The following is a 22326-nucleotide window of genomic DNA, read 5'->3' as shown; positions in this document are numbered from 1 at the left end:
ACCATGCGGTTCTGTGCGCTTATGCGGTATTAGCAGTCATTTCTGGCTGTTATCCCCCAGTATAAGGCAGGTTACCCACGCGTTACTCACCCGTCCGCCACTAGAAACAAGCTAAATCTGCCGAAGCTTCAATAAAATGTTTCCCGTTCGACTTGCATGTGTTAAGCACGCCGCCAGCGTTCATCCTGAGCCAGGATCAAACTCTCTGATAAAGTGTTTGATGTACTCAAGACAACCAACTAGCTTAGTTATCTCTCGTCATTACTGTTATAAAAAGTTCATTCATTTGAATGATGATTCGTTAAGAATTTTCGAGAATCGTATGTGTTTCACTGTTTAGTTATCAAGGTTGTTTTGCTGTCATCTCTTTGCGACAGCTTGTTTATTTTACCTCATCTCTTTTTGTTTGTCAAGAACTTTTTTAAGTTTTTTCAAAACTTTTTTGATGAAGTTTTTTGTCTTTATTGACGACTTGTCTACTTTACCACAAGTAGAAAGCTTTGTCAACCACTTTTTTGATTTTTTTAAATTTAAAATTTTAAAAAATCAAAAGCGGAGAAGGAGGGATTTGAACCCTCGCGCCGCGTTAACGACCTATACCCTTAGCAGGGGCACCTCTTCGGCCTCTTGAGTACTTCTCCAGTCTCCGAACTACTTAACCAATGTTAAATTGTGGAGTTGCGCATCTTTCGTAGCGCATTTGTTATTATACTTAAAAGATCACTTCTTGTCAATATCTTTTTTAAGTTTTTTTATTTATTTTCATTCGCCCGGATAGTCTCTTCAATTCTTCTTTTTACCTCTGCGGCAATCTCAGTTGATTTCATATCTTTATATTCTTCATATTCCATGGGCTTCAGAAAATGCACTTGAACATTCAGCATTTTTGCAGAACCGGTATCAAATGCTTTATAAGAATCAATCAATGCAACCGGTACAATCGGACATTTTGCTTTCATGGCAGCCTTAAAACTTCCGCCTTTAAATTCCTGAGGATGGTTTCCATTTTTGCTTCTGGTCCCTTCTGCAAAAATAAGATAATTTCTTCCTGCTTTTACTTCTTTCGTTACATTAATGATCACCTGCATAGATTGTTTAATATCTTCCCTGTCAATCAAAAATGCCTTCATACATGAAAATACCTGCTTCAAAAACGGTACATTTCCAACTTCCTTCTTTGCAACTACTGAAAAAGGTACCGGGCAGACCTCCATTATGGCAAGCACGTCATATAATCCCTGGTGATTAGGATAAAACATAAATCCATTTTGCGAAGGTATATTTTCTACTCCATGGCCATCTATATGAAGATTTCCTCCACGATTAGCTGCATGGTCAATTTTTTTCAACATGGCATAACGCTGTTCCTCTGTGTATTTATCCACATGCGCAGCATACCAGTTCAGCATAATCCAATAATATGGTACGAATATAATATTCTTCAGTACCATTACAATGATTCTTTTCATTTCCAAGCTCCTTTCCTCTATGCAAAACTCCCCAGTGCGATAAAAATATTTTTCGATTCCATATCAAATCACGATATGAAAAAGGGCCACTGCAAGATTCAATCATCCTGCAGCAGCCTCCCTTCTACTCTGCATCCAGCTTATTTGCAATTTTCTCCTCATACCCCGGGTTCTTTTTGATAAATACATTGTATGCTTTCGTATAAGTCTTATAAGAATCTGCAGTCATAAACTTGGCATAGTCATCCGCAGCCTGATTCCGCAGATCATCTGTGATCTCGGAAGGTGACATTACATAGTATTTACCATCTTTTTTCTCCGTCATATAGGTTCCTACGCATGGATACTCCTGGTCATTTTCCAATACCAGATTGTAAATAATGTACACGTAAGTATAGTCACCGTTTTCGGAAAGAATATCGCACTGTTCCACCTTTACTTTTGTTGGATTATGAGCAGCAAAATATTTCAAAGTAGCATCAATCTCATTCTGCAGAAGTTCATTGGTATCCTTTTCCTGAGAATAACACTGCTTCACCTTCTTCTCACTTCCGCTTACATAATTCTTTATGAGGGCTTCCACTACTCCCTCCGGCGATTTATGATTTACGCCGCATCCGGACATTGCCATGATAAACATCATGCAATACCCAGGATTAAAATTCTGGTTCTTTTTTTCATACTTCACAGATTCCTTTATTCTGCATCATTTGTATCCTGTGAATCCTCTTCTTCAAAAACTTCCTCAGTCTCCTCAGTCGGCTCCTCACTGCTGCCGTTCTCCGTATTTCCCTCTGCTTTCTCGCGAACCTTGGCAAGACTTGCCACTGTTACACCCTCATCCAGATTGATCAGCTTCACTCCGGAAGTGATTCTTCCAAGAATAGAAATTCCAGCACAGGTAATACGAATAATGATTCCTTCTGTAGTGATCATCATAATCTCGTTTTCTTCATTGACAGCTTTAGCACCAATCACATTACCGGTTTTCTCGGTGATCTTGTAACACTTCACACCCTTACCTCCACGGTTCTGGCAGGTAAATTCACTCATAGCTGTACGTTTGCCCATACCATTTTCAGATACTACAAGCAGGTAATCTCCCTGAGAATTCAGCTGCATTGCCACAACCTCATCTCCAGGATCAAGATTCATACCACGAACACCCATGGAGCTTCTTCCGGTACTTCTTACATCAGTCTCCTTGAAACGGATGCACATACCGTCTTTCGTCACAAGCATAATATCTTTTGTATCGTCTGTAGCCTTAACTTCAATAAGCTCATCATCATCACGAAGTGTGATTGCCACAAGACCTGTCTTACGTACATTTGCATATTCTTCCATAGGTGTCTTCTTCACAAGACCAGCCTTAGTTGCCATAACCAGATACTTGCCTTCTTCGAATTTACGCATAGGAATAACAGATGTAATGCGCTCACCTGGCATAAGCTGCAGAAGATTGACAATTGCAGTACCTCTTGCAGTTCTTCCTGCCTCAGGGATCTCGTATGCTTTTAGTCTGTATACACGTCCTGTATTGGTAAAGAACATCAGATAATGGTGAGTAGTAGTCATAAGCAGTTCTTCGATATAATCGTCATCTATGGTCTGCATTCCCTTGATTCCACGTCCGCCTCTGTTCTGGCTGCGGAAATTATCTACAGTCATTCTCTTGATATAACCAAGTTTTGTCATAGTAATGACAGTATTTTCCCTTGGAATCAGATCTTCTGTGGAAAGATCATAGACATCATATCCGATGGCAGTTCTTCTCTCATCGCCGTATTTGTCAGCAATTGCGAGGATTTCTTCCCTTACAACACGAAGAAGGAGATTTCTGTCTGCAAGAATTGCCAGGAATTTGCGGATCTTCTCCTCTAATTCTGCATATTCTGCTTCCAGCTTCTCTCTTTCCAAACCGGTGAGAGCTCTCAGACGCATATCTACAATAGCCTGGGCCTGCACATCCGTCAGTTCGAATCTGTCCATCAATTCCTGCTTCGCAATCTGAACGTTGCGGGCAGCACGAATGATCCTGATAACTTCGTCGATATTATCCAGGGCTTTCAGCAAGCCTTCCAAAATGTGGGCACGTTCCTGTGCTTTATTCAGATCATATTTGGTTCTTCTGGTAACAACGTCCTCCTGATGAGCCAGATAATGCTCCAGAAGCGCTTTCAGATTCAGTACCTTTGGTACAAGGCTGTCGCCCTGGGGTACCACACAAAGCATGATAACGCCAAAAGTATCCTGCAGCTGGGTATGCTTGTACAGCTGATTCAGAACAACATTTGCATTGGCATCTTTACGAAGGTCAATACAAATACGCATTCCCTCACGGCTGGAATGATCATTCAGGTCGGTAATTCCATCAATCTTTTTATCACGGACAAGCTCTGCGATCTTCTCGATCAGCCGGGCTTTATTTACCAGATATGGAAGCTCCGTGACGATAATACGTGATTTTCCATTTGGTAAGGTCTCAATATTTGATACTGCACGTACACGGATCTTTCCGCGGCCTGTGCGGTATGCCTCCTCGATTCCCCTTCTTCCGAGAATAGTAGCTCCTGTAGGGAAATCCGGGCCTTTTACAACGTCAAGAAGCTCTTCAATTGTGGTTTCTCTCTGCTCCTCGATGGTATTGTCAATAATCTTTACAACAGCATTAATAACCTCACGAAGATTGTGAGGCGGAATATTGGTAGCCATACCAACAGCAATACCTGTAGTACCATTGACCAGCAGGTTCGGGAACCTGGAAGGAAGCACCTTTGGCTCTCTCTCAGTTTCATCAAAGTTTGGCTGGAAGTCTACAGTATCTTTATTAATGTCAGCAAGCATCTCCATGGAAATTTTGCTCAGGCGGGCCTCAGTGTATCGCATGGCAGCTGCGCCGTCGCCGTCCACAGAACCGAAGTTCCATGTCCGTCAACAAGAGTATAGCGGAAAGACCAGTCCTGTGCCATATTTACAAGTGCTCCGTAAATAGAGCTGTCACCATGAGGATGATACTTACCCATGGTATCACCAACGATACGGGCACATTTACGATGTGGCTTATCCGGACCGTTGTTCAATTCGATCATAGAATACAGCACTCTACGCTGTACCGGTTTCAAACCATCTCTTACATCAGGAAGCGCTCTTGAAGCAATAACGCTCATAGCATATTCGATGTAAGATTCTTTCATGGTTTTCTCCAGATCCACATCATGGACCTGGTCAAAAATCTTGTCATCCATATTGTTCTATCTCCCCTAGATATCCAGATTCTTTACAAAGCGTGCATTCTCTTCGATAAATTCACGTCTTGGTTCTACCTTGTCACCCATAAGTGTGGTAAATACAAGGTCAATTTCGGAGGTAGCTGCCTCATCCATTGTAACGCGGAGAAGAATACGCTTCTCCGGATCCATGGTAGTTTCCCAAAGCTGCTCTGCATCCATCTCTCCCAGACCTTTGTAACGCTGGATCTTATTGTTGGAGTCTCGTCCTATCTCTGTAAGGATGGCATTCAGCTCATCGTCATCATAAGCATACCATACCTTCTTGTTCTTCTCGATCTTGTACAGCGGCGGCTGTGCCAGATATACATAGCCCTGCTTGATCAGTTCCGGCATAAATCTGTACAGGAATGTAAGAAGCAGTGTGGCAATGTGGGCACCGTCAACATCGGCATCAGTCATAATGATGATCTTGTGATATCTCAGTTTGGAAATATCGAAATCATCATGAATACCAGTGCCAAAGGCTGTGATCATAGCTTGATCTCTTTGTTTGCATAAATCTTGTCCAGACGGGCTTTCTCTACGTTCAGGATTTTTCCACGAAGAGGAAGAATAGCCTGTGTAGCACGGTTACGTGCTGTCTTCGCAGAACCACCCGCAGAATCTCCCTCTACGATATAGATTTCGCAATTTTCCGGATTCTTGTCCGAGCAATCGGCAAGCTTGCCTGGAAGGGACATACTGTCAAGGGCAGACTTCCTTCTTGTAAGATCTCGTGCCTTACGCGCTGCCTCTCTGGCTCTCTGGGCAAGTACAGACTTCTCTACGGTCGCCTTGGCTACAGCAGGATTCTGTTCCAGAAAAATCTCAAGCTGTTTGCTTACAACACTGTCCACAGCTCCTCTGGCCTCACTGTTGCCAAGTTTCTGCTTCGTCTGGCCTTCAAACTGCGGATTGCCAATTTTAACGCTGACAATAGCTGTCAGGCCTTCTCGGATATCATCACCGGAAAGGTTTGGCTCGCTGTCCTTGAGAAGCTTATTCTTTCTGGCGTAATCGTTAAATGTGTTTGTAATGGCATTTCTGAAACCGGTAATATGGGTACCGCCTTCAGGAGTATTAATATTGTTTACAAATCCGTAAGTATTCTCTGTATAAGAATCATTGTGCTGCATGGCAACTTCAACCGCCACACCGTCCTTCTCACCCTCGCAGTAAATGATCTCCGGATAAAGAGCTTCTTTACTTCTGTTCAGATAAGTTACAAATTCACGGATACCACCTTCATAGTGGAAAGTTTTCTCCCTTTCCATACCTTCCCGCTTGTCAGTAAGAATGATCTTCAGACCTTTGGTAAGAAAAGCCATTTCACGGAGACGCTGTTTCAGGATATCGTAATCGTATACAGTCTCCTCGAATATCTGCTTGTCCGGGAGAAAAGTAACAGTAGTTCCGGTAGAATCACCACATTCTCCAACTTCCTTAAGCGGATACATTGTCTTACCACGCTCGTAACGCTGCTCATATCTCTTTCCATCTCTGCAGATTGATACTTCAAGCCATTCAGAAAGTGCATTAACAACGGATGCACCTACTCCGTGAAGACCTCCTGATACCTTGTATCCTCCACCGCCAAACTTACCGCCGGCATGAAGAATGGTAAATACCACCTCTACAGCTGGAATGCCGGCTTTATGATTGATTCCTACCGGAATGCCTCGTCCATTGTCTACAACTGTGATGGAGTTATCAGGATTGATCGCTACATTTATTTCTGTACAGTAACCAGCCAGTGCCTCATCTACGGCATTGTCCACGATTTCGTATACAAGATGATGGAGACCACGGCTGGATGTACTTCCAATGTACATACCAGGTCTCTTACGTACGGCTTCCAGACCCTCCAGAATCTGGATTTGGTCCGCTCCGTATTCTGTATTTGTTTCGCCCATGATATTCCTCCTGTTATGATCTATTAAAAAGTTACAGGAATTTACGGCTCATTTCTGCTGCCAAATCTCATTCCTGTTTTTGCGCATAAAAATACAGATTTATTATAGCACAAAATCCCCGTTTTTGCCAGTTAAAAGCCATTTCAAGATGTAAAAAAACGGCGTATTTTCAACGGATATCCGTCAAAATACGCCTTATCTCCCCCTATATGTCTGCTTGTCAGGAATAACACCTGCCAGAACAGTTTCTTCTCTATTTTTGCAGCAAAAGCGCCTGGTAAATATCTCTTTTTGTCACACCTCGATCCTTTGCAACCATCTTCATTGCCTCTTTGCGTGCGATCCCCTGATTCTCATAAATCGCCATATGTTCCTCAATGGAGATGTCTCTCCAGGATTCCTGTGACTCCTGTTCCATTTCCTTTCGGCTTCTGCCCTCGATCACCAGGACACACTCTCCAAGGGGCTTCTGATCTTTGTAAAAAGCAATCAGATCTTCGATTGTTGTCCGAAATGCCGTTTCATACTTCTTGGTAAGCTCACGGCAAAGAGTCATTCTGCGGTTTCCAAGAGCCTGGTACAATTCCTGCAGGGTACCAACCAAGTGATGGGGTGCCTCATAAAGGATGATGGTGCGGGTTTCGTTTTTCAACTCTTCCAGAATGGCTTTCCTCTCTTTTTTATCCGGAGGTAAAAAGGCCTCGAATGCAAATCTGCGGGTGGAAAGTCCGGACAGGGTAAGAGCCGTGATGCATGCTGCCGGGCCTGGAAGCGAAGTTACTTCAATTCCGGCATCGTAACACATAGCAGCCAATACTTCCCCTGGGTCAGAAATTCCAGGTGTTCCCGCATCTGTGATCAGAGCCACATTCAGACCCTCCTGCATTTTCTCAATGAGGGTGTAGGCTTTCTCCACTTTGTTGTACTCATGGTAACTGGTCATTGGAGTTTTTATGTCAAAATGATTGAGAAGCTTGATACTGTTGCGGGTGTCTTCCGCAGCGATCAGATCCACTTCCTTCAGAACACGGAGCACGCGAAGCGTAATATCCTCCAGATTTCCGATTGGCGTGGCACATAGATATAATTTACCACTCATATTTTTCTCCCTTCTGCAATCATCTGTTTTTCATTTTTTATTTGCGATCTTTTTAAATCATATCGTACATTTCCAGAATGTCCTTTGTATAGACTCCCGGCTTCTCATACACGATCAGCGGTCTTTCCACAGTAATCCGGGAATTGCCGCCTTTCAGGGCTTCTATGAGCACCATATTAGGCTCCCTGTCAATGTATGGATAAACAAGCTGCATACGCTTAGGCTCCAGCTTATATTTCGTCAAAACCTGCATAATTTCTGTCAGTCTGAACGGTCTGTGTACCATGTAAAAACGTCCTCTGTCTTCAAGAAGCTTCGAAGCCTGGCTTACCACATCCTCAAGAGTACAAAGGATCTCATGTCGGGCGATTGCCTTTGGCATATGCGGATTGGTCAGTCCATGCTGCCCGATCATATAGGGCGGATTGCAGGTGACAACATGAAAAGAAGCTGCCCCGAAAATACTGACAGCCTCCTTAATATCACCTTGTCTGATACTGACCCTGTCCTCCAGGTTATTGTATTTCACACTTCTTGCCGCCATTTCAGCACACTCTTCCTGGATTTCCAGACCTGTGAAATGCTCTCCCACAGTCTTGGAAGCAAGGAGTACCGGAATAATACCAGTTCCCGTTCCCATATCGAGAACCTTCTCTCCCTTCTTCACTCTGGCAAACCCAGATAAAAGAACAGCGTCCATACCGAAGCAGAATTTCCGGGGATCCTGAATGATATAATAGCCATTCTGCAGATCATCTACCCGCTCATTCTCCTTCACAAGATCATTAATCATCTAATTTGGAATCTCCCTTTTTATCTTCAAGATCCTTCAGTTCCTTTAATTCCTGTTCAGAGACTTTTACTTTCTTTTTTCTGGAACGGAATTTCAGTTCGCCTACAGGGAATTCCTGAATTTCTTTCTCATCACCAATTTCTACTACTACCTTTACAAGCTGGCGGAGTACATTTACACTCTGTACATTGCCCTGGATTCCGTCTGGAGTAGTTACCGTATCTCCGATTCCCGGAAGTCTGCGATTCAGCTCCTCATAGGTCTCCTGCTCATTCTTCAGACAGCACATCAGTCTTCCGCATACACCTGAAATCTTCGTCTGGTTCAGAGAGAGATTCTGTTCCTTGGCCATTCGGATGGATACAGGTGCAAACTCGGAAAGATAAGTATGACAGCAGAGACATCTGCCGCAGATACCGATTCCTCCAAGAATTTTTGTTTCATCTCTTACACCAATCTGGCGAAGTTCAATTCTTGTCTTAAAAATAGATGCAAGATCCTTTACCAGCTGGCGAAAATCAATTCTGCCGTCTGCTGTAAAGTAAAACAACACTTTATTGTTATCAAAAGTATACTCTGCGTCAATCAGCTTCATCTCAAGTCCATGCTCGCGAATCTTCTTCTGGCAGATCTTGAAAGCGTCCCTCTCACGCTCCCTGTTATACTTCTCTCTTTCATCATCGTCTTTGGTAGCCACACGAAGCACTTCCTTCAAAGGATGTACCACCTGGTCATCCACCACATCCTTAGGTGCAAGCACCACCTTTCCATACTCAACACCGCGGGCAGTCTCCACAATTACATGATCGCCCGGTTTCACTTTATAGTTCTTCGGATTGAAGTAATAGATCTTACCTACATTCCGAAATCTTACGCCTACTACTTTTGCCATTCTATTTCTCCCTGATTGTAAGGAACAGAAGCTCAAGAGCAAGTTCTGTATTTACATTGGCACGAAGACGTACTTTTGTTTTCTCCAGTGCATCCAGAATCTTCTCCAGGTTCTCATAGGAACGCTGGCTTGCCTGTTCCCTTATATAATTTATTTCCTGCTTAAATACAAGATTATCAACTTCCCGTGTAGCCTTAAACATCAGTACATCACGGAACCAGAACTGGAAAAGATCCAGATAGTCACTGATGTTCTGCTTGTCATTGGAAAGCTCCTTGATTGCTTCTGTAAGCTCATATACTTCCATTCCGTCTGCATTCTTCAGGATGCGGAGTGCATTCTGGGTCATATCTGCAAACTCCTGGGAAGTAGCTACCTGTTTCGCTCTGCCAATACTGCCATGAGCATAGGAAGCATCGATCTCAGCCTGATAATCCGGTATATGGAGATGCTCCATCAGGTACTTCTTTACCAGACCGTCATCTACAACCTTCAGATCCAGACGTACACATCTGGAACGAATGGTCGGCAGCAGAGCATCAATATTGCTTGTGAGAAGCATGATAACTGCATATTCCGGCGGCTCTTCAATGGTCTTCAGAAGAGCATTCTGTGCCTGGGGATTCATCAGCTCTGCATTTGCCACAATATAAATCTTGTATGGGCTGCAGTATGGCTTAATATCCACATCATTGATAATCTGTTCCCTAATTTCGTCAATTGTAATCACATTTGGCTTCTCATGGGTCACCATAATGATATCCGGGTGATTCTTACCGATTGCCTTCTTGCAGGAATCACAATGTCCGCAAGGCTCCGTACCGCCCTCTTCACACTGCAATGTCATCGCATAGGTTCCTGCCAGCAATTTCTTTCCAGAACCAGGGTCACCTGTAAAAATATACGAATGGGACACTTTCTCTGTCTGTATGGCATTCTTCAAATGTCTGATTATCTCTTCATGTCCTATAATGTCGTTAAACCCTAACATCGGAATCACCTCACCCTATCATTTTCGCTATTGTCAAAGGCTGCGGTCAGCAACCCTGCATAGCTTATTTTGTACAAATACACTCTAAATGTATTTACCCTTTAATTCTATCATGTACGACAAAATCATGCTATAGTTTTTTGTGAATTTATTCACTTATCAATCAAAAATGTTACTGCTCACTCCGTTCACAGTCACACGCTTCGCGATGCACATTATGCCTGTCTGATATATTCAGCAATTTCCTCTACACATTCTTCCAGATCAACATTCTGGAATTTTCTCGTAATCCCGGCAGCAGCAATTTTTTCTTCGGAAAAATCCTCCTGATCTGCAAGAAATCTTCTGCACATTTCCTCATAGCGGGGTATCTCCTGACCACGCTCTCTTTTCAATGCTCTTGCAAGACGCTCTCCGTCCTCCACTTCGATATAAACAGGACAAACATTCTCTTTTCCATAGTATTCTCTCATTTTCACATAAGATTCAAGTGTACCGATTCCCAGATAGTCAGCATTTTCCAAATCCACCTGACCGTCATCTGCTGTAAAATAGTTCCAGATTCCATGTACTGTATGATAAGCTCTGGCCTCGATCAGATTTCCGCTGCTTCGAAATTCTTCCAGCTTTTTATCATCCACGAAATAGTACTGTTTACCATTCTCTTCCTCTGCACGGATTGGGCGGGTAGTATAAAGAACCAGCTTCTTAAGTCCCAATCCCTCATGTGCTGCCAGCCTGGCATATATATGATCCTTACCAGATGCGCTTTTTCCCATAATGTAAAATATTTTTCCCATAATGTATCAGGCAGGGGTTACACCTCTGCCTGCTCCTTTACTACGCTTATTGTTTCGTTATTTTCTCCGCAAAGACCGTGAAGATTCAGTCCCTGTTCCATATATCTTCTCACATTCCTTGTAAAAAGTCCAGTAATCTGTTCGCCTGGAACAATAATGGGAATCCCCGGCGGATAAAGATATACAAATTCTGCGGCAATTTTCCCTGCACTTTCTTCCAGAAGACAAAGCTGGGATGGGGCATCCATTGCCCTGGAAATGGACATAAGCTGCTTCATAGGACCACACTTGCAGGCATATTTTTCATTTCGCAAGCCATCGCTGCGGGTATCCTTTTTTTCACATCTTTCACAATCTTCAGAATTACATTTAACACACTTCTGCCTTTCCACTTCCGGTACATAATCTGAATTTCCAACAGCTATTTTCTCTGTTATATTCCTGCTCTTCTCTGCCAGTTCAGCTTCCTGTCTGTCGATTTCTTCTATAGCTTTGCAAAGCCTCCGGAATCCTTCCCTGGTGTCTCCAACTGCTGCCAGCGCAAGCACATAATTCTCTGTAGTCATCTCAACTTCCAAATGATATTTTCTTCGAAGGATTCCCGCAAGTTCCGGACCATTTAAACTGCTGTGCAATGTGGACAGAATCAGCTTAGAGCGGTCATAATCAAATATTTCTGTTGTGCCCTGTTCGTCCTTTTCTTCCCCAGTCTCTTCCGGTGTCTGTAACAGACGTATATACCTGCGCTGACCAAGCTGTCTGCGGGCGGCTTCCAGATTTTCCGTAAATTCATCAAATAATCGTCCGCTGTCTTTTTCCAGCTTCGCCACACAGGCATCCAGACTGGACATAAGTATATAAGACGGACTGCTGGTCTCATAAATTCCAAGAAATCTGCGGATCAGCTTCTCACTTACACGTTCACTGCACAGATGAAGCACTGCAGTCTGGGTCATGGCCGGCAATGTTTTGTGAAAGCTCTGGATCACCACATCTGCTCCCAGATCTGCTGCTGAAACAGGAAAATAGTCAGAGAATCTGAAATGAGCGCCGTGGGCTTCATCCACGATCAGCGGAATTCCATGTTTGTGGGCAGTTTCCGCAATCTTGCGCACATCTGAAACCACACCATCATAAGTAGGCGATGTAATAAGGACTGCTTCAATTTTCGGATTTTCCTCAAGATATCTTTCCACACGGGATACGGAAATTGAACCATTTATCCCCAAATCGTTGTCAGATTGTGGATAAATATATGTGGGAACCAGTTCCCGAAGGTAAATTGCGTGGTAAACAGCCTTGTGACAGTTTCTGGCCACCAGAATCTGTCCACCCTTTTTCACAGATGCGGAAATGGCAGTAAGAATTCCTGCCGTACTTCCGTTGACACTGAAAAAACTTTTCCTGGTGCCGTACATTCTGGATAAAGCATTCTGCGCTTCAAGTAAAATTCCCTCAGAATGATGCAGATCGTCGAATCCGTCTATTTCTGTAATATCACGTTCAATAGGAAAATCCCCCTCTATGCACGCCTTATTCCGCTTGTGACCAGGCATATGGAAAGGATAAAAGTCGGATTTGCCGTAGTTCTCCAATTCTTTATATAGTCTTCTCATTTTACCTCTCAATTTTCTCAGAAATTATCACACTTTAAATCTGTATCCCACGCCCCAGATGGTCTCGATATACTGCGGCTTGGCATTATTATACTCAATTTTCTCACGGATTTTCTTGATATGAACCGTAACTGTGGCAATATCACCTACCGATTCCATATCCCAGATTTCCCTGAAAAGCTCTTCCTTTGTAAAAACTCTGTTTGGATTCTGGGCCAGGAATGTGAGCAGATCAAATTCCTTGGTGGTAAAAGTTTTCTCCTCGCCATTTACCCAGACGCGGCGGGCAGTCTTGTCGATCTTGATTCCACGAATCTCAATAATATCGTTCTTTTGCGTGGTGGAGCCGATCAGACGATTATAGCGATCCATATGTGCCTTTACTCTGGCAACAAGCTCGCTTGGGCTAAATGGCTTAGTCATGTAATCGTCAGCCCCAAGTCCAAGACCGCGGATCTTGTCAATATCATCTTTCTTCGCGGAAACCATAATGATCGGAGTATTCTTAGCTTCTCTTACCTGGCGGCAGATTTCAAACCCGTCTATCTCCGGCAGCATCAGATCCAGAATAATCAGGTCAAAATCTTCTTTCAGTGCCATATTAAGCCCCAGATCGCCTCTGTTGCAGATTATAACTTCAAATCCAGAGAGCTCCAGATAGTCTTTCTCAAGCTCTGCAATTGCTTCTTCATCTTCAATGATCAGAATTCTGCTCATTTCATTGGTACCTCCTGGTATTTTCTAAGTACAAAATACATGATCGTGCCGATTCCAAGACGGCTTGTGGCCCATACTTTTCCCCCATGGTCCTCCAGAATTTTTTTTACAATGGAAAGACCGATTCCGCTTCCGCCTTTGGAAGAATTTCGTGAAACATCTGTACGGTAAAAACGGTCGAAAATATAAGGCAGATCCTTCGGGCCAATACCTTTTCCATTGTCCTCAATCTCAATCTGGATAAAATCACCCACATCCTTGATTCGGATCTGAATGATTCCTTTAGGCTTGTCCATATATTTGATAGCGTTGCTGATAATGTTATGGATAACACGGCGGATCTGCTCCCCATCGGCAATTACCATAACATCTTTTTCCACATAGTTGGCATAAACCAGCTCAATTCCCCTGGTCTCAAGTTCCAGACCAACTTCCTCTGAACAGTCTTCAAAATAATCTTCCACATTTAGTTTGCTGAAAGTATAAGGAATGCGGTTGGTATCGATTTTGGAATAAAAAGTCAGCTCGTTGATCAGATGATCCATCTCATTTGTCTTGTTGTAGATGGTGCGGACATAGCGGTCCATTTTCTCAGGGGTGTCTGCCACGCCATCCATGATTCCCTCTACATATCCTTTCACTGCTGTGATCGGAGTTTTCAAATCATGGGAAATGTTGCTGATCAGCTCTCTGTTCTCTTTTTCTATAAGGCTTTTTTCTTCTGTAGATTCTTTCAGACGGCGGCGCATTTCCTCGAAATCCTGACAGAGCTCAGAAAATTCGTCTTTTCCTTCTACATCCAGAACGAAATCCAGGTTGCCCTCTTTTATATTCTGCGTCGCTTTTTTTAATTTAACCAATGGAACGGCAATGCTGCGATATACCCAAAGACCAACTACCAAAGCAACGGAGATCAGGATTACAAACGCACTGATAAACAAATCCTTGGCCATTACATGTACCCTGCCCTGACTGTCGGCTGAGTCTGTTATGGAAATATCATATACTGTTCCATCGCTCTCAGTCACTGCCTGTGTTTTCTGCGCCTGTGACTGGCTGAATCCATACAAAGTGGCGGCAAACAGAAGCAGAGGCATAAGAATGATCATGGTGAATCCCAGAATGATTCTTGTTTTTAGCTTCATAACAGTTCTATCCTTTTTCTTCTTTTTACGGAAATTTTCAACAGCTTCCCTGTCGTATGAAGCTGCTTCACCGGATTTATATAGATTATAGCATAAAGCTCTGATTTCATCTCTTAATTTTCTATAAAAAATAGCTCTATAATATTCAGTTTTTCAACATAAAAAACCTGGAAAAGACTTCTTCTGCTATATACCAGTCTCTTCCAGGCTCTAACTTTAATATGGAATTTTCAAGCAGGCTTCAATACAAGCCATTTTCTTTTAACCAAATTTTACGCAAGATATTTCTTCAGATCATCAACCTTGTCCAGATGCTCCCACGGAAGATCTACATCTGTACGGCCGAAATGTCCGTATGCAGAAGTCTGTTTGTAGATCGGGCGGCGGAGATCAAGCATTTTGATGATTCCAGCCGGACGAAGGTCAAAGTTCTCACGGATGATCTCTACCAGTTTCGCATCAGATACTTTACCTGTGCCAAATGTTTCTACATGAATAGAAGTCGGATGTGCAACACCAATTGCATAGGAAAGCTGGATCTCGCACTTGTCAGCAAGACCTGCTGCAACAATGTTCTTTGCAACATAACGTGCTGCATAAGCTGCAGAACGGTCAACCTTTGTGCAGTCTTTTCCGGAGAAAGCACCGCCGCCGTGACGTCCTGTTCCGCCATAAGTATCAACAATAATCTTACGTCCTGTAAGACCGCTGTCGCCGTTTGGTCCACCGATAACGAAACGTCCGGTCGGGTTGATAAAGTATTTCGTATCCTCATCTACCATGTCTGCCGGGATGATCTCATCAAATACGTATTTCTTGATGTCTGCATGAATCTGCTCCTGTGTAACATCCGGGTCATGCTGAGTGGAGCAAACAACTGCATCAATACGGCTTGGTTTGCCATTCTCATCATACTCAACTGTTACCTGAGTTTTTCCATCTGGTCTTAAATATTTCAGAGTGCCATCTTTACGGACTTTTGTCAGCTGACGAGAAAGTTTGTGTGCCATGTTGATTGCGTATGGCATGTATTCTTCTGTCTCGTTGGAAGCATAACCAAACTGGATTCCCTGGTCACCAGCTCCAATAGAGTCAAGCTCGTCCTCATCCATCTGATTCTCTTTCTGCTCAAGTGCTTTATCAACACCCATTGCAATATCAGCAGACTGTTTATCAAGTGCTGTGATTACCGCACATGTATCAGCATCGAATCCGAATTTTCCACGAGTATAACCAATCTCGCGGATTGTCTCTCTTACGATTGACTGGATATCGATATTTGCCTTGGAAGTGATCTCACCCATAACCAGAACAAGACCTGTTGTAGTTGCAGTCTCGCAAGCTACACGGCTCATCGGATCCTGTGCGATCAGAGCATCCAGGATGGCATCAGAAATGGCATCACAGATTTTATCCGGATGACCTTCAGTTACAGATTCGGAAGTAAATAAGATTTTTTCTTTGTTTTCCATTCTTTTGTTTTTCCCTTTCTTCGATGGAGCGAAAATTTCCAAAACAGCTAATATCTATCGCTGCATTGTATGTTTTCCGCGAAAAAAAGAACAGCCCGGACAAGCGGACTGTCTTATAAATGACTTTTTATATAAACAATCCTCTTATTGTTCGATCACTCGCTCAGGTTGGCACCTTCCTCTCTTTCGAGGGGTTGCCGTGGCTTCATAGATCCTATGTATCTCCACCACTCTGAATAAAAGGCTATTCTTCAGTTTTCCTGTTGCAAGCAATACAATATACTGATTGCTTATAATTGTCAATAGACATTTAACGTCTTATGACTATTTTTCACCAGATCGTTACTGTTCACTCCATTCACAGTAACGCGCTTCGCGATGCACAGAAATCATGCATTCGCATGATTTCGCGCCGCAATTCTCGGGTTTTCTGTGAACTTTGTTCACAAAAAACGCCTCGCGGAACGTTACCAGTGAACAGTAACACCAAATCAAATCTGATACTTAACAAATCACGGCTGTCAGGCTGCGATCTGAAATTAACAATTCACCCTACACGCAGGCGGAATTTCTGAATATCCTTCTCACTGGAAACTCTCTCGATCTCTGCGCCAAGGCTGCGAAGCTTCTCTTCGAAATTCTCATAGCCACGCTGGATGTAAACAATATCATCCACAATGGTGATTCCCTCTGCTGCCAGTCCTGCAATAACAAGAGCTGCCCCTGCACGAAGGTCCGGTGCGCTTACTCTTGCACCAGTAAGCTTATTCACGCCATCAATAATTGCGGAATTGCCTTCAACCTTAATACAAGCTCCCATTCTGGAAAGCTCGTCTGCATATTTGAAGCGATTCTCAAAAATACTCTCAGTTACGATGCTGGTTCCCTCTGCAAGTGCAAGGGTAACCGCAATCTGCGGCTGCATATCAGTCGGATATCCCGGATATGGAAGGGTCTTCACATGAGTGCGATGAAGTCTGCCCACTGCACGTACACGTACGGCATCATCAAACTCCTGAACTTCACATCCGATTTCCTCAAGCTTGGCTGTAGTAGCTTCGAGATGCTTTGGAATTACATTCTTAACTGTGACATCCCCACCGGTAGCTGCTGCAGCGAACATAAAGGTTCCTGCCTCGATCTGGTCCGGAATGATGGAATACTCTGTGCGGTGAAGCTTCTCAACACCCTTGATACGGATCACATCTGTACCAGCGCCTTTGATATTGGCTCCCATGCTGTTCAGGAAGTTGGCAACGTCTACTACATGTGGCTCTCTGGCAGCATTCTCAATAATCGTACGTCCTGGTGCAAGAGATGCTGCCATCATAATATTGATGGTTGCTCCTACAGAAACTACATCCAGGAAAATATGGCTTCCATGAAGATTAGATGCCTCGGCAACAATGGCTCCATGAAGAATATCAACTTTCGCACCAAGGGCTCTGAAACCTTTCAGATGCTGGTCAATCGGACGGCTTCCGATATTGCAGCCACCTGGAAGAGGAACTTCTGCTCTTTTATATTTGCCAAGTAATGCGCCAAGAAGATAGTAAGATGCACGGATCTTCTTAATATACTCATAATCTACACTTACATCACCAATGGTAGAGCCATTGATCTTAACAGTTGACTTATTGATTCTGTCAACCTGTGCTCCGATGCCAGCTATTGCCTCCAGTAAAACGTTGATGTCTCTGACGTCAGGCAGATTCTCGATGAGAATTGTCTCATCCGTCATAATGGCTGCGGATAAAATAGCCAGCGCTGCATTCTTTGCACCTGCTATCTCTACTTCACCAACAAGCGGATTTCCACCTTTAATCACATACTGTTCCATAATACACCTCTATTATTCTTACTCCGCGAGCCAAAAAGGCTATTGTCAATTTCTCTACAATAACCTGACAGCCCTCCTCTGATTTACAGTTACTCTTCACTTCGTTCAGCGTGACGCATTCCGCGAATAGTAACAATCTACAGTTACTTAATAACCCCTGTCTGTAGTGTTTCCAAAAGTGCCTGCAGACTTGCTTCCAAATCTTTCCCTTCTTCATCTACCACAATGTCTGCATATTTCTCGTATAAGGGAACTCGCTCCTCATATAAACTCTTCAAGGTCTGTCCTTCTTTCAGAAGAACTCCCCGCTTCTTAAGATTTCCAAGCCGTTTCTCAAGAGACTCCAGAGAAAGGCTGAGGTAAACTACCTTCCCAATTGATTTCAAGTGTTCCATGGCTTCACTGCAATATACCACACTTCCCCCAGTAGCAATTACAGTATTCTCTGTATCAATCGACGCATTTACGCGATTCTCAATGGTCTTGAAACCTTCTTCTCCTTCTTCATCAATGATCTGATAAAGACGTCTTTTTTCTTCTTTTTGTATTAAAAGGTCTGAATCTAAAAATTCGTATCCAAGTATTTTCGCAAGAACAACGCCCAGTGTGCTTTTACCTGCACCGGGCATTCCAATTAATGTTATATTATTCATTTTCATTCGATACTCCTTTAAATAATAACACATAAGAGCCATTATTGCAATCACATTAAAAAATTGTTACTGAGTTCGTTGAAAAATTGTTACTGAGTTCGGTTTTTTAATGGGTGATTTTTAAGTTTCTGATTATGCTTTTTTCCTTTTTTTACGCTATATCCAAAGGTGCCCAGTTTCTTTCCAAGTCCCAGATATTCTCCATGGGAATATACCATCAGTTTTGACTGATTCAGCTGAAATTTATTATTTTTATCCATATAGGCTTCGTCCGCATGCACTGCAACTACTTCCGCAAGGAACATGTGATGAGAACCAAGCTTCTCAATTTTCTTAACTTTACATTCAATATTTACAGGAGCTTCACCGATCATTGGTGCCTTCACTTGATCCGCCTTTTCTTTGGTAAGATGAAGCTCCTGAAATTTATCAACCTCTCTGCCGGACCGCACGCCACAATAATCGGTGGCGTATGCAAGCTCTTCTGTGGTAAGGTTCAGAACAAATTCCTTTGTCTTGCAGATCATATCGTAAGAAAATCTGGTGGGACGAACGGAGATGCTTACCATTGGCGGGTTGGTACACACGGTGCCAGCCCACGCTACTGTTATTATATTATCATTACCCTCGCCATCTGTAACGCTGACCATCACAGCAGGAAGCGGGTAAAGCATATTGCCTGGTTTCCAGGTCTGTTTTGCCATATTTTTGCTCCTCTTTTATGTGAAAATTTCCCGTGCAAAGAACCTTCTGCGTTACTTTTCACTTTGTGAGCAGTAGCTTTTAACAGCCTCTTTGCCGGGAAAATCTTTATTATCAGTTAAAGTCATTTGCCATGATCTGTGCGGCTTCCATCATAGCCGGGATCATCTGTTTCTTACGGGAAACCACGCCTTTCAGGTGGAAGCACTTATCCTCCGGTTCCTGCTGAAATGCGATTTTTCCCATTTCCTCGCTGCCCTCGCCGTAATAAATTACATCTGAGGACTCGTCCATAATATTGGTTAACATAAAGTAAACACGGGTAATTCCATGGCGTCCGCACTCGCTTACCATAAATGGTTTCAGGCGAACTTTGATCTCCTGAAGTTCTTCCTCGTCCATGGAACTGATCTGTCCAACACCAAAAGCCACATTTCCTTCTGCAATAAATTTCTTGTAATCCTGATAGAAAATTTCTTCAGGTGCTTTATCCTTCAGATTGCTTCCAGCCTTGAACATTTCTCTTGCGAAATCTTCAATCTTAATGTCCGCGATCAGTGCAAGCGCACTTGCTGCGATCTTGTCCTGCTGGGTGCAGGTTGGGGAACGGAACATTAAGGTATCGGAAATAATGGCTGCACAGAGAAGTCCTGCAATCTTAGGCGGAATCTCCAGTCGCTGCTCGTCATAAATCCGGTAAAGGATTGTCGCAGTACATCCAACTGGCTCATTTCTGAAATTAATCGGCTTCATAGTTTCCAGAGAACCAAGCTTATGATGGTCAATGATCTCCAGAATCTCTGCTTTCTCAATGTTATCAACAGCCTGGTCTTTCTCATTATGATCTACCAGAATTACCTGTTTCTTGTGCATGTCAAGGAAATTTCGTCTGGAAATGGTTCCCACACATTTTCCCCGCTTATTGATAACAGGGAATGCACGATGGCGGTGCTTGATCATAACATCCTGAATATCATCTGTGAAATCTTCAGTATTAAAAGTTACCAGATTATCTTTTTTCATCACATAATTTACCGGAATACTCTGGTTGATCATGCGGGCAATTGTGTAGGTATCATATGGAGAAGAGATAATGATGATCTGTCTCTCCTGAGCTTTCTTTATTACCTTCTCACTTACCTGAATACTCATTCCTACAATAATGCAGCTTACATTCAACTCTATTGCCTTTAACTGATCTTCCTCACGGTTTCCAAGAATAACCATATCATTTTCTTCGATATAGTTCTTCATTACCTCCGGATCAGCAGTTCCAATAAGGATTTTCCCTTTGGTAAAATAACCGTGACCGTTTCCTTCTACGATTTCACCGTCAAGAGTATCCCTGATCTTGTTATACTGGGTTCTGGCATTTGAAAGAAGATAGCTGTCCTTGGTATCCATGTAAACATCAGCAATATCGCCGATTGTTACAATTCCCTCCAGCTCATCCTCGCTGTTACAGATGGGAAGGGTCACAATGCCTTTATTCTGCATCATATCCCAGGCATTTTTCAGGGACATGGTACGGTCTGCATCCGGTTTTGGACGGATATCCATATCTTTTACCTGCGTTCCGATATTTCCCAGATAAGCCGGGGGCTGTACGCCAAAACGATTCAGTACATACTGGGTCTCTTCATTGATCTGCCGGCGCGTCTTGGAATATAACGCTTGGTCTGGGTGGTTCTGTTTTTGATATCTGCGTAAGCAATTGCCGAACAAATAGAATCCGTATCCGGATTCTTATGTCCCATTACAAATACTTTCTGATTCTTCATTCACATTCTTCCTTCCAAAATTCAGCTGACCTCTGCACACTTTTCATCTGTAAACAGAGTTTTTTATTTCGGGTCTACTTTTCAAACACGCTCTACAGAAGATTTTCATTTTGGGCGATTGTCTTAATCGTCCAAATCTGCACTTTATATTAATTCAGTTTAATATTTGCAAATAAAGATCCCAGAGATGTGGTTGCCTCTTCTCCGGACTGTGGGATTTCTATTTCCTCTTCTTCCACTTCTTTTGCCATCATATCAGTTGCTTCTTTGATACTCAGGCTCAGTTTTCCATCTTTCACTGCAGTTACTTTTACTTTCACCTTATCTCCAACTGCAAGAACTTCTGATGGTTTACGGATTCTCTTTTCACAAATCTGGGAAATATGTACCAGTCCGGATACGCCGTTTCCAAGATCTACAAATGCGCCGTATGGCTGAAGGCTCTCTACAGTTCCTTCTGTTACAAAGCCTGGCTGGATATTGGAAATTTTATTCTTTCTTTCCTCTTCTGCTTTTTCCCTTAAAATTTCTTTCGCAGAAAGAATCAGTTTTTTGTCCTCTTTATTGACATCGATTACCTGAACCTGGATGTGTCTGTTCAGATATTCGTTGGTGTCTTCTACGTAATTCAAGGCCAGCTTGGAGGCCGGGATAAAGCCGCGCACACCTTCTACATAAGCAACTGCACCGCCGTTTACTACACCTTTTACCACTACATCAAGAACCTCTCCGGAGGCTTTCAGCTCTTCTAATTTGTCCCAAGCCAGGACGTCAGTAGCTTCAACTTTGGATAAAAGGATGTTGCCGTTTCCATCGTCTTTTCTTACGACTGTGGCGGAAACTTCATCTCCAGGGTGTACTTCTTCTTTAACGTTAAAGCCCGGCTCTCTACTGTAATCTTCTACCGGGATAATACCTTCTGCATAATATTTTAAATCTACAATAATTTCTTTATCATCTACACTCACAACTGTTCCTGTGAGAATGTCGCCTTCTTCAATTTTCTTAAAAGAAGCTTCAAGTTCTGCTTCGTAATCCTTCATTGTCTCTGCCATGACCTAGACTCCTTTGCCCCTGTTTTTGCTTCATTATAGCACACCGCTTATTCGTTGCAAATAAATTTTGGAATGTACATTCGAAAAACACCGCTCTTTAAGCGTCAGAGTGTAAT

General features: G+C 43.0%; 15 protein-coding genes, 1 tRNA gene, 1 rRNA gene, 3 pseudogenes and 1 riboswitch. All 20 genes and pseudogenes read right to left on the bottom strand.

Features of this window, described 5'->3' with window-relative positions:
- Positions 1-212, bottom strand: a 16S ribosomal RNA gene (locus DW904_RS12030); the annotation flags it as partial.
- Positions 213-553: 341 nt separating this feature from the next.
- Positions 554-641: transfer RNA gene (locus DW904_RS12025), tRNA-Ser, on the bottom strand.
- A 111-nt stretch (positions 642-752) separates the two neighbouring features.
- The gene (locus DW904_RS12020; RefSeq protein WP_118580877.1) at positions 753-1469 is read right to left on the bottom strand and encodes a lysophospholipid acyltransferase family protein; all 717 of its coding nucleotides are present in this window, start codon (positions 1467-1469) and stop codon (positions 753-755) included.
- A 124-nt stretch (positions 1470-1593) separates the two neighbouring features.
- Positions 1594-2157 (bottom strand): hypothetical protein, encoded by a 564-nt coding sequence (locus DW904_RS12015; RefSeq protein ID WP_243110410.1) that lies wholly within the window; start codon positions 2155-2157, stop codon positions 1594-1596.
- 8 nt (positions 2158-2165) lie between these two features.
- Positions 2166-4717 (bottom strand): annotated as a pseudogene (gene gyrA, locus DW904_RS12010) (DNA gyrase subunit A).
- Positions 4718-4732: 15 nt separating this feature from the next.
- Positions 4733-6654: pseudogene (gyrB, locus tag DW904_RS12005) on the bottom strand (DNA topoisomerase (ATP-hydrolyzing) subunit B).
- A gap of 253 nt (positions 6655-6907) precedes the next feature.
- On the bottom strand, positions 6908-7753 hold the full coding sequence (rsmI, locus tag DW904_RS12000) for a 16S rRNA (cytidine(1402)-2'-O)-methyltransferase (RefSeq protein ID WP_118580874.1): 846 nt from the start codon (positions 7751-7753) through the stop codon (positions 6908-6910).
- A gap of 52 nt (positions 7754-7805) precedes the next feature.
- Positions 7806-8546, bottom strand: coding sequence for a tRNA1(Val) (adenine(37)-N6)-methyltransferase (locus DW904_RS11995; RefSeq protein WP_118580871.1), 741 nt, complete (start codon positions 8544-8546; stop codon positions 7806-7808).
- Positions 8539-9438 (bottom strand): stage 0 sporulation family protein, encoded by a 900-nt coding sequence (locus DW904_RS11990; protein WP_118580868.1) that lies wholly within the window; start codon positions 9436-9438, stop codon positions 8539-8541. Before DW904_RS11990 ends, DW904_RS11995 begins: the two co-directional genes overlap by 8 nt.
- A gap of 1 nt (position 9439) precedes the next feature.
- On the bottom strand, positions 9440-10429 hold the full coding sequence (holB, locus tag DW904_RS11985) for a DNA polymerase III subunit delta' (RefSeq protein WP_118580865.1): 990 nt from the start codon (positions 10427-10429) through the stop codon (positions 9440-9442).
- A gap of 215 nt (positions 10430-10644) precedes the next feature.
- Positions 10645-11208 (bottom strand): hypothetical protein, encoded by a 564-nt coding sequence (locus DW904_RS11980; protein ID WP_330386369.1) that lies wholly within the window; start codon positions 11206-11208, stop codon positions 10645-10647.
- A 38-nt stretch (positions 11209-11246) separates the two neighbouring features.
- Positions 11247-12845 (bottom strand): aminotransferase class I/II-fold pyridoxal phosphate-dependent enzyme, encoded by a 1599-nt coding sequence (locus DW904_RS11970; RefSeq protein WP_226837755.1) that lies wholly within the window; start codon positions 12843-12845, stop codon positions 11247-11249.
- 27 nt (positions 12846-12872) lie between these two features.
- A complete protein-coding gene (locus DW904_RS11965) occupies positions 12873-13562 on the bottom strand; it encodes a response regulator transcription factor (RefSeq protein WP_118580859.1) in 690 nt (229 codons plus the stop codon).
- Positions 13559-14707: a HAMP domain-containing sensor histidine kinase gene (locus DW904_RS11960; protein WP_202187714.1), complete on the bottom strand. Its 1149-nt coding sequence runs from the start codon at positions 14705-14707 to the stop codon at positions 13559-13561. The genes DW904_RS11965 and DW904_RS11960 overlap by 4 nt, the downstream gene beginning before the upstream one ends.
- Positions 14708-14979: 272 nt before the next feature.
- Positions 14980-16179, bottom strand: coding sequence for a methionine adenosyltransferase (gene metK / locus DW904_RS11955; protein ID WP_118580856.1), 1200 nt, complete (start codon positions 16177-16179; stop codon positions 14980-14982).
- 141 nt (positions 16180-16320) lie between these two features.
- A riboswitch (SAM riboswitch) is annotated at positions 16321-16422 on the bottom strand.
- A gap of 304 nt (positions 16423-16726) precedes the next feature.
- The gene (locus DW904_RS11950; protein WP_118580853.1) at positions 16727-18019 is read right to left on the bottom strand and encodes a UDP-N-acetylglucosamine 1-carboxyvinyltransferase; all 1293 of its coding nucleotides are present in this window, start codon (positions 18017-18019) and stop codon (positions 16727-16729) included.
- A gap of 143 nt (positions 18020-18162) precedes the next feature.
- A complete protein-coding gene (locus DW904_RS11945) occupies positions 18163-18678 on the bottom strand; it encodes a shikimate kinase (RefSeq protein WP_330382776.1) in 516 nt (171 codons plus the stop codon).
- Between the two features lie 83 nt (positions 18679-18761).
- On the bottom strand, positions 18762-19376 hold the full coding sequence (locus DW904_RS11940; protein ID WP_118580850.1) for a flavin reductase family protein: 615 nt from the start codon (positions 19374-19376) through the stop codon (positions 18762-18764).
- Positions 19377-19488: 112 nt separating this feature from the next.
- A pseudogene (locus DW904_RS11935) lies at positions 19489-21155 on the bottom strand (putative manganese-dependent inorganic diphosphatase).
- A 149-nt stretch (positions 21156-21304) separates the two neighbouring features.
- Positions 21305-22210 (bottom strand): S1 RNA-binding domain-containing protein, encoded by a 906-nt coding sequence (locus DW904_RS11930; protein WP_118580847.1) that lies wholly within the window; start codon positions 22208-22210, stop codon positions 21305-21307.
- Positions 22211-22326 lie beyond the last annotated feature (116 nt).

It is taken from the genome of Ruminococcus sp. AM42-11, assembly GCF_003480145.1.
Lineage (GTDB): Bacteria > Bacillota > Clostridia > Lachnospirales > Lachnospiraceae > Blautia_A > Blautia_A faecis.
Note: the sequence above shows the minus strand (reverse complement) of the source record. Positions and strands in the feature narration are given on the sequence as shown.

Bases quoted from the DNA above. Each gene is read 5' to 3' on its own strand.
- DW904_RS12020 (WP_118580877.1), bottom strand. From the start codon at position 1,469: ATGAAAAGAATCATTGTAATGGTACTGAAGAATATTATATTCGTACCA.
- rsmI (WP_118580874.1), bottom strand. From the start codon at position 7,753: ATGAGTGGTAAATTATATCTATGTGCCACGCCAATCGGAAATCTGGAG.
- DW904_RS11995 (WP_118580871.1), bottom strand. From the start codon at position 8,546: ATGATTAATGATCTTGTGAAGGAGAATGAGCGGGTAGATGATCTGCAG.
- DW904_RS11990 (WP_118580868.1), bottom strand. From the start codon at position 9,438: ATGGCAAAAGTAGTAGGCGTAAGATTTCGGAATGTAGGTAAGATCTAT.
- holB (WP_118580865.1), bottom strand. From the start codon at position 10,429: ATGTTAGGGTTTAACGACATTATAGGACATGAAGAGATAATCAGACAT.
- DW904_RS11980 (WP_330386369.1), bottom strand. From the start codon at position 11,208: ATGGGAAAAAGCGCATCTGGTAAGGATCATATATATGCCAGGCTGGCA.
- DW904_RS11970 (WP_226837755.1), bottom strand. From the start codon at position 12,845: ATGAGAAGACTATATAAAGAATTGGAGAACTACGGCAAATCCGACTTT.
- DW904_RS11965 (WP_118580859.1), bottom strand. From the start codon at position 13,562: ATGAGCAGAATTCTGATCATTGAAGATGAAGAAGCAATTGCAGAGCTT.
- DW904_RS11960 (WP_202187714.1), bottom strand. From the start codon at position 14,707: ATGAAGCTAAAAACAAGAATCATTCTGGGATTCACCATGATCATTCTT.
- metK (WP_118580856.1), bottom strand. From the start codon at position 16,179: ATGGAAAACAAAGAAAAAATCTTATTTACTTCCGAATCTGTAACTGAA.
- DW904_RS11950 (WP_118580853.1), bottom strand. From the start codon at position 18,019: ATGGAACAGTATGTGATTAAAGGTGGAAATCCGCTTGTTGGTGAAGTA.
- DW904_RS11945 (WP_330382776.1), bottom strand. From the start codon at position 18,678: ATGAAAATGAATAATATAACATTAATTGGAATGCCCGGTGCAGGTAAA.
- DW904_RS11940 (WP_118580850.1), bottom strand. From the start codon at position 19,376: ATGGCAAAACAGACCTGGAAACCAGGCAATATGCTTTACCCGCTTCCT.
- DW904_RS11930 (WP_118580847.1), bottom strand. From the start codon at position 22,210: ATGGCAGAGACAATGAAGGATTACGAAGCAGAACTTGAAGCTTCTTTT.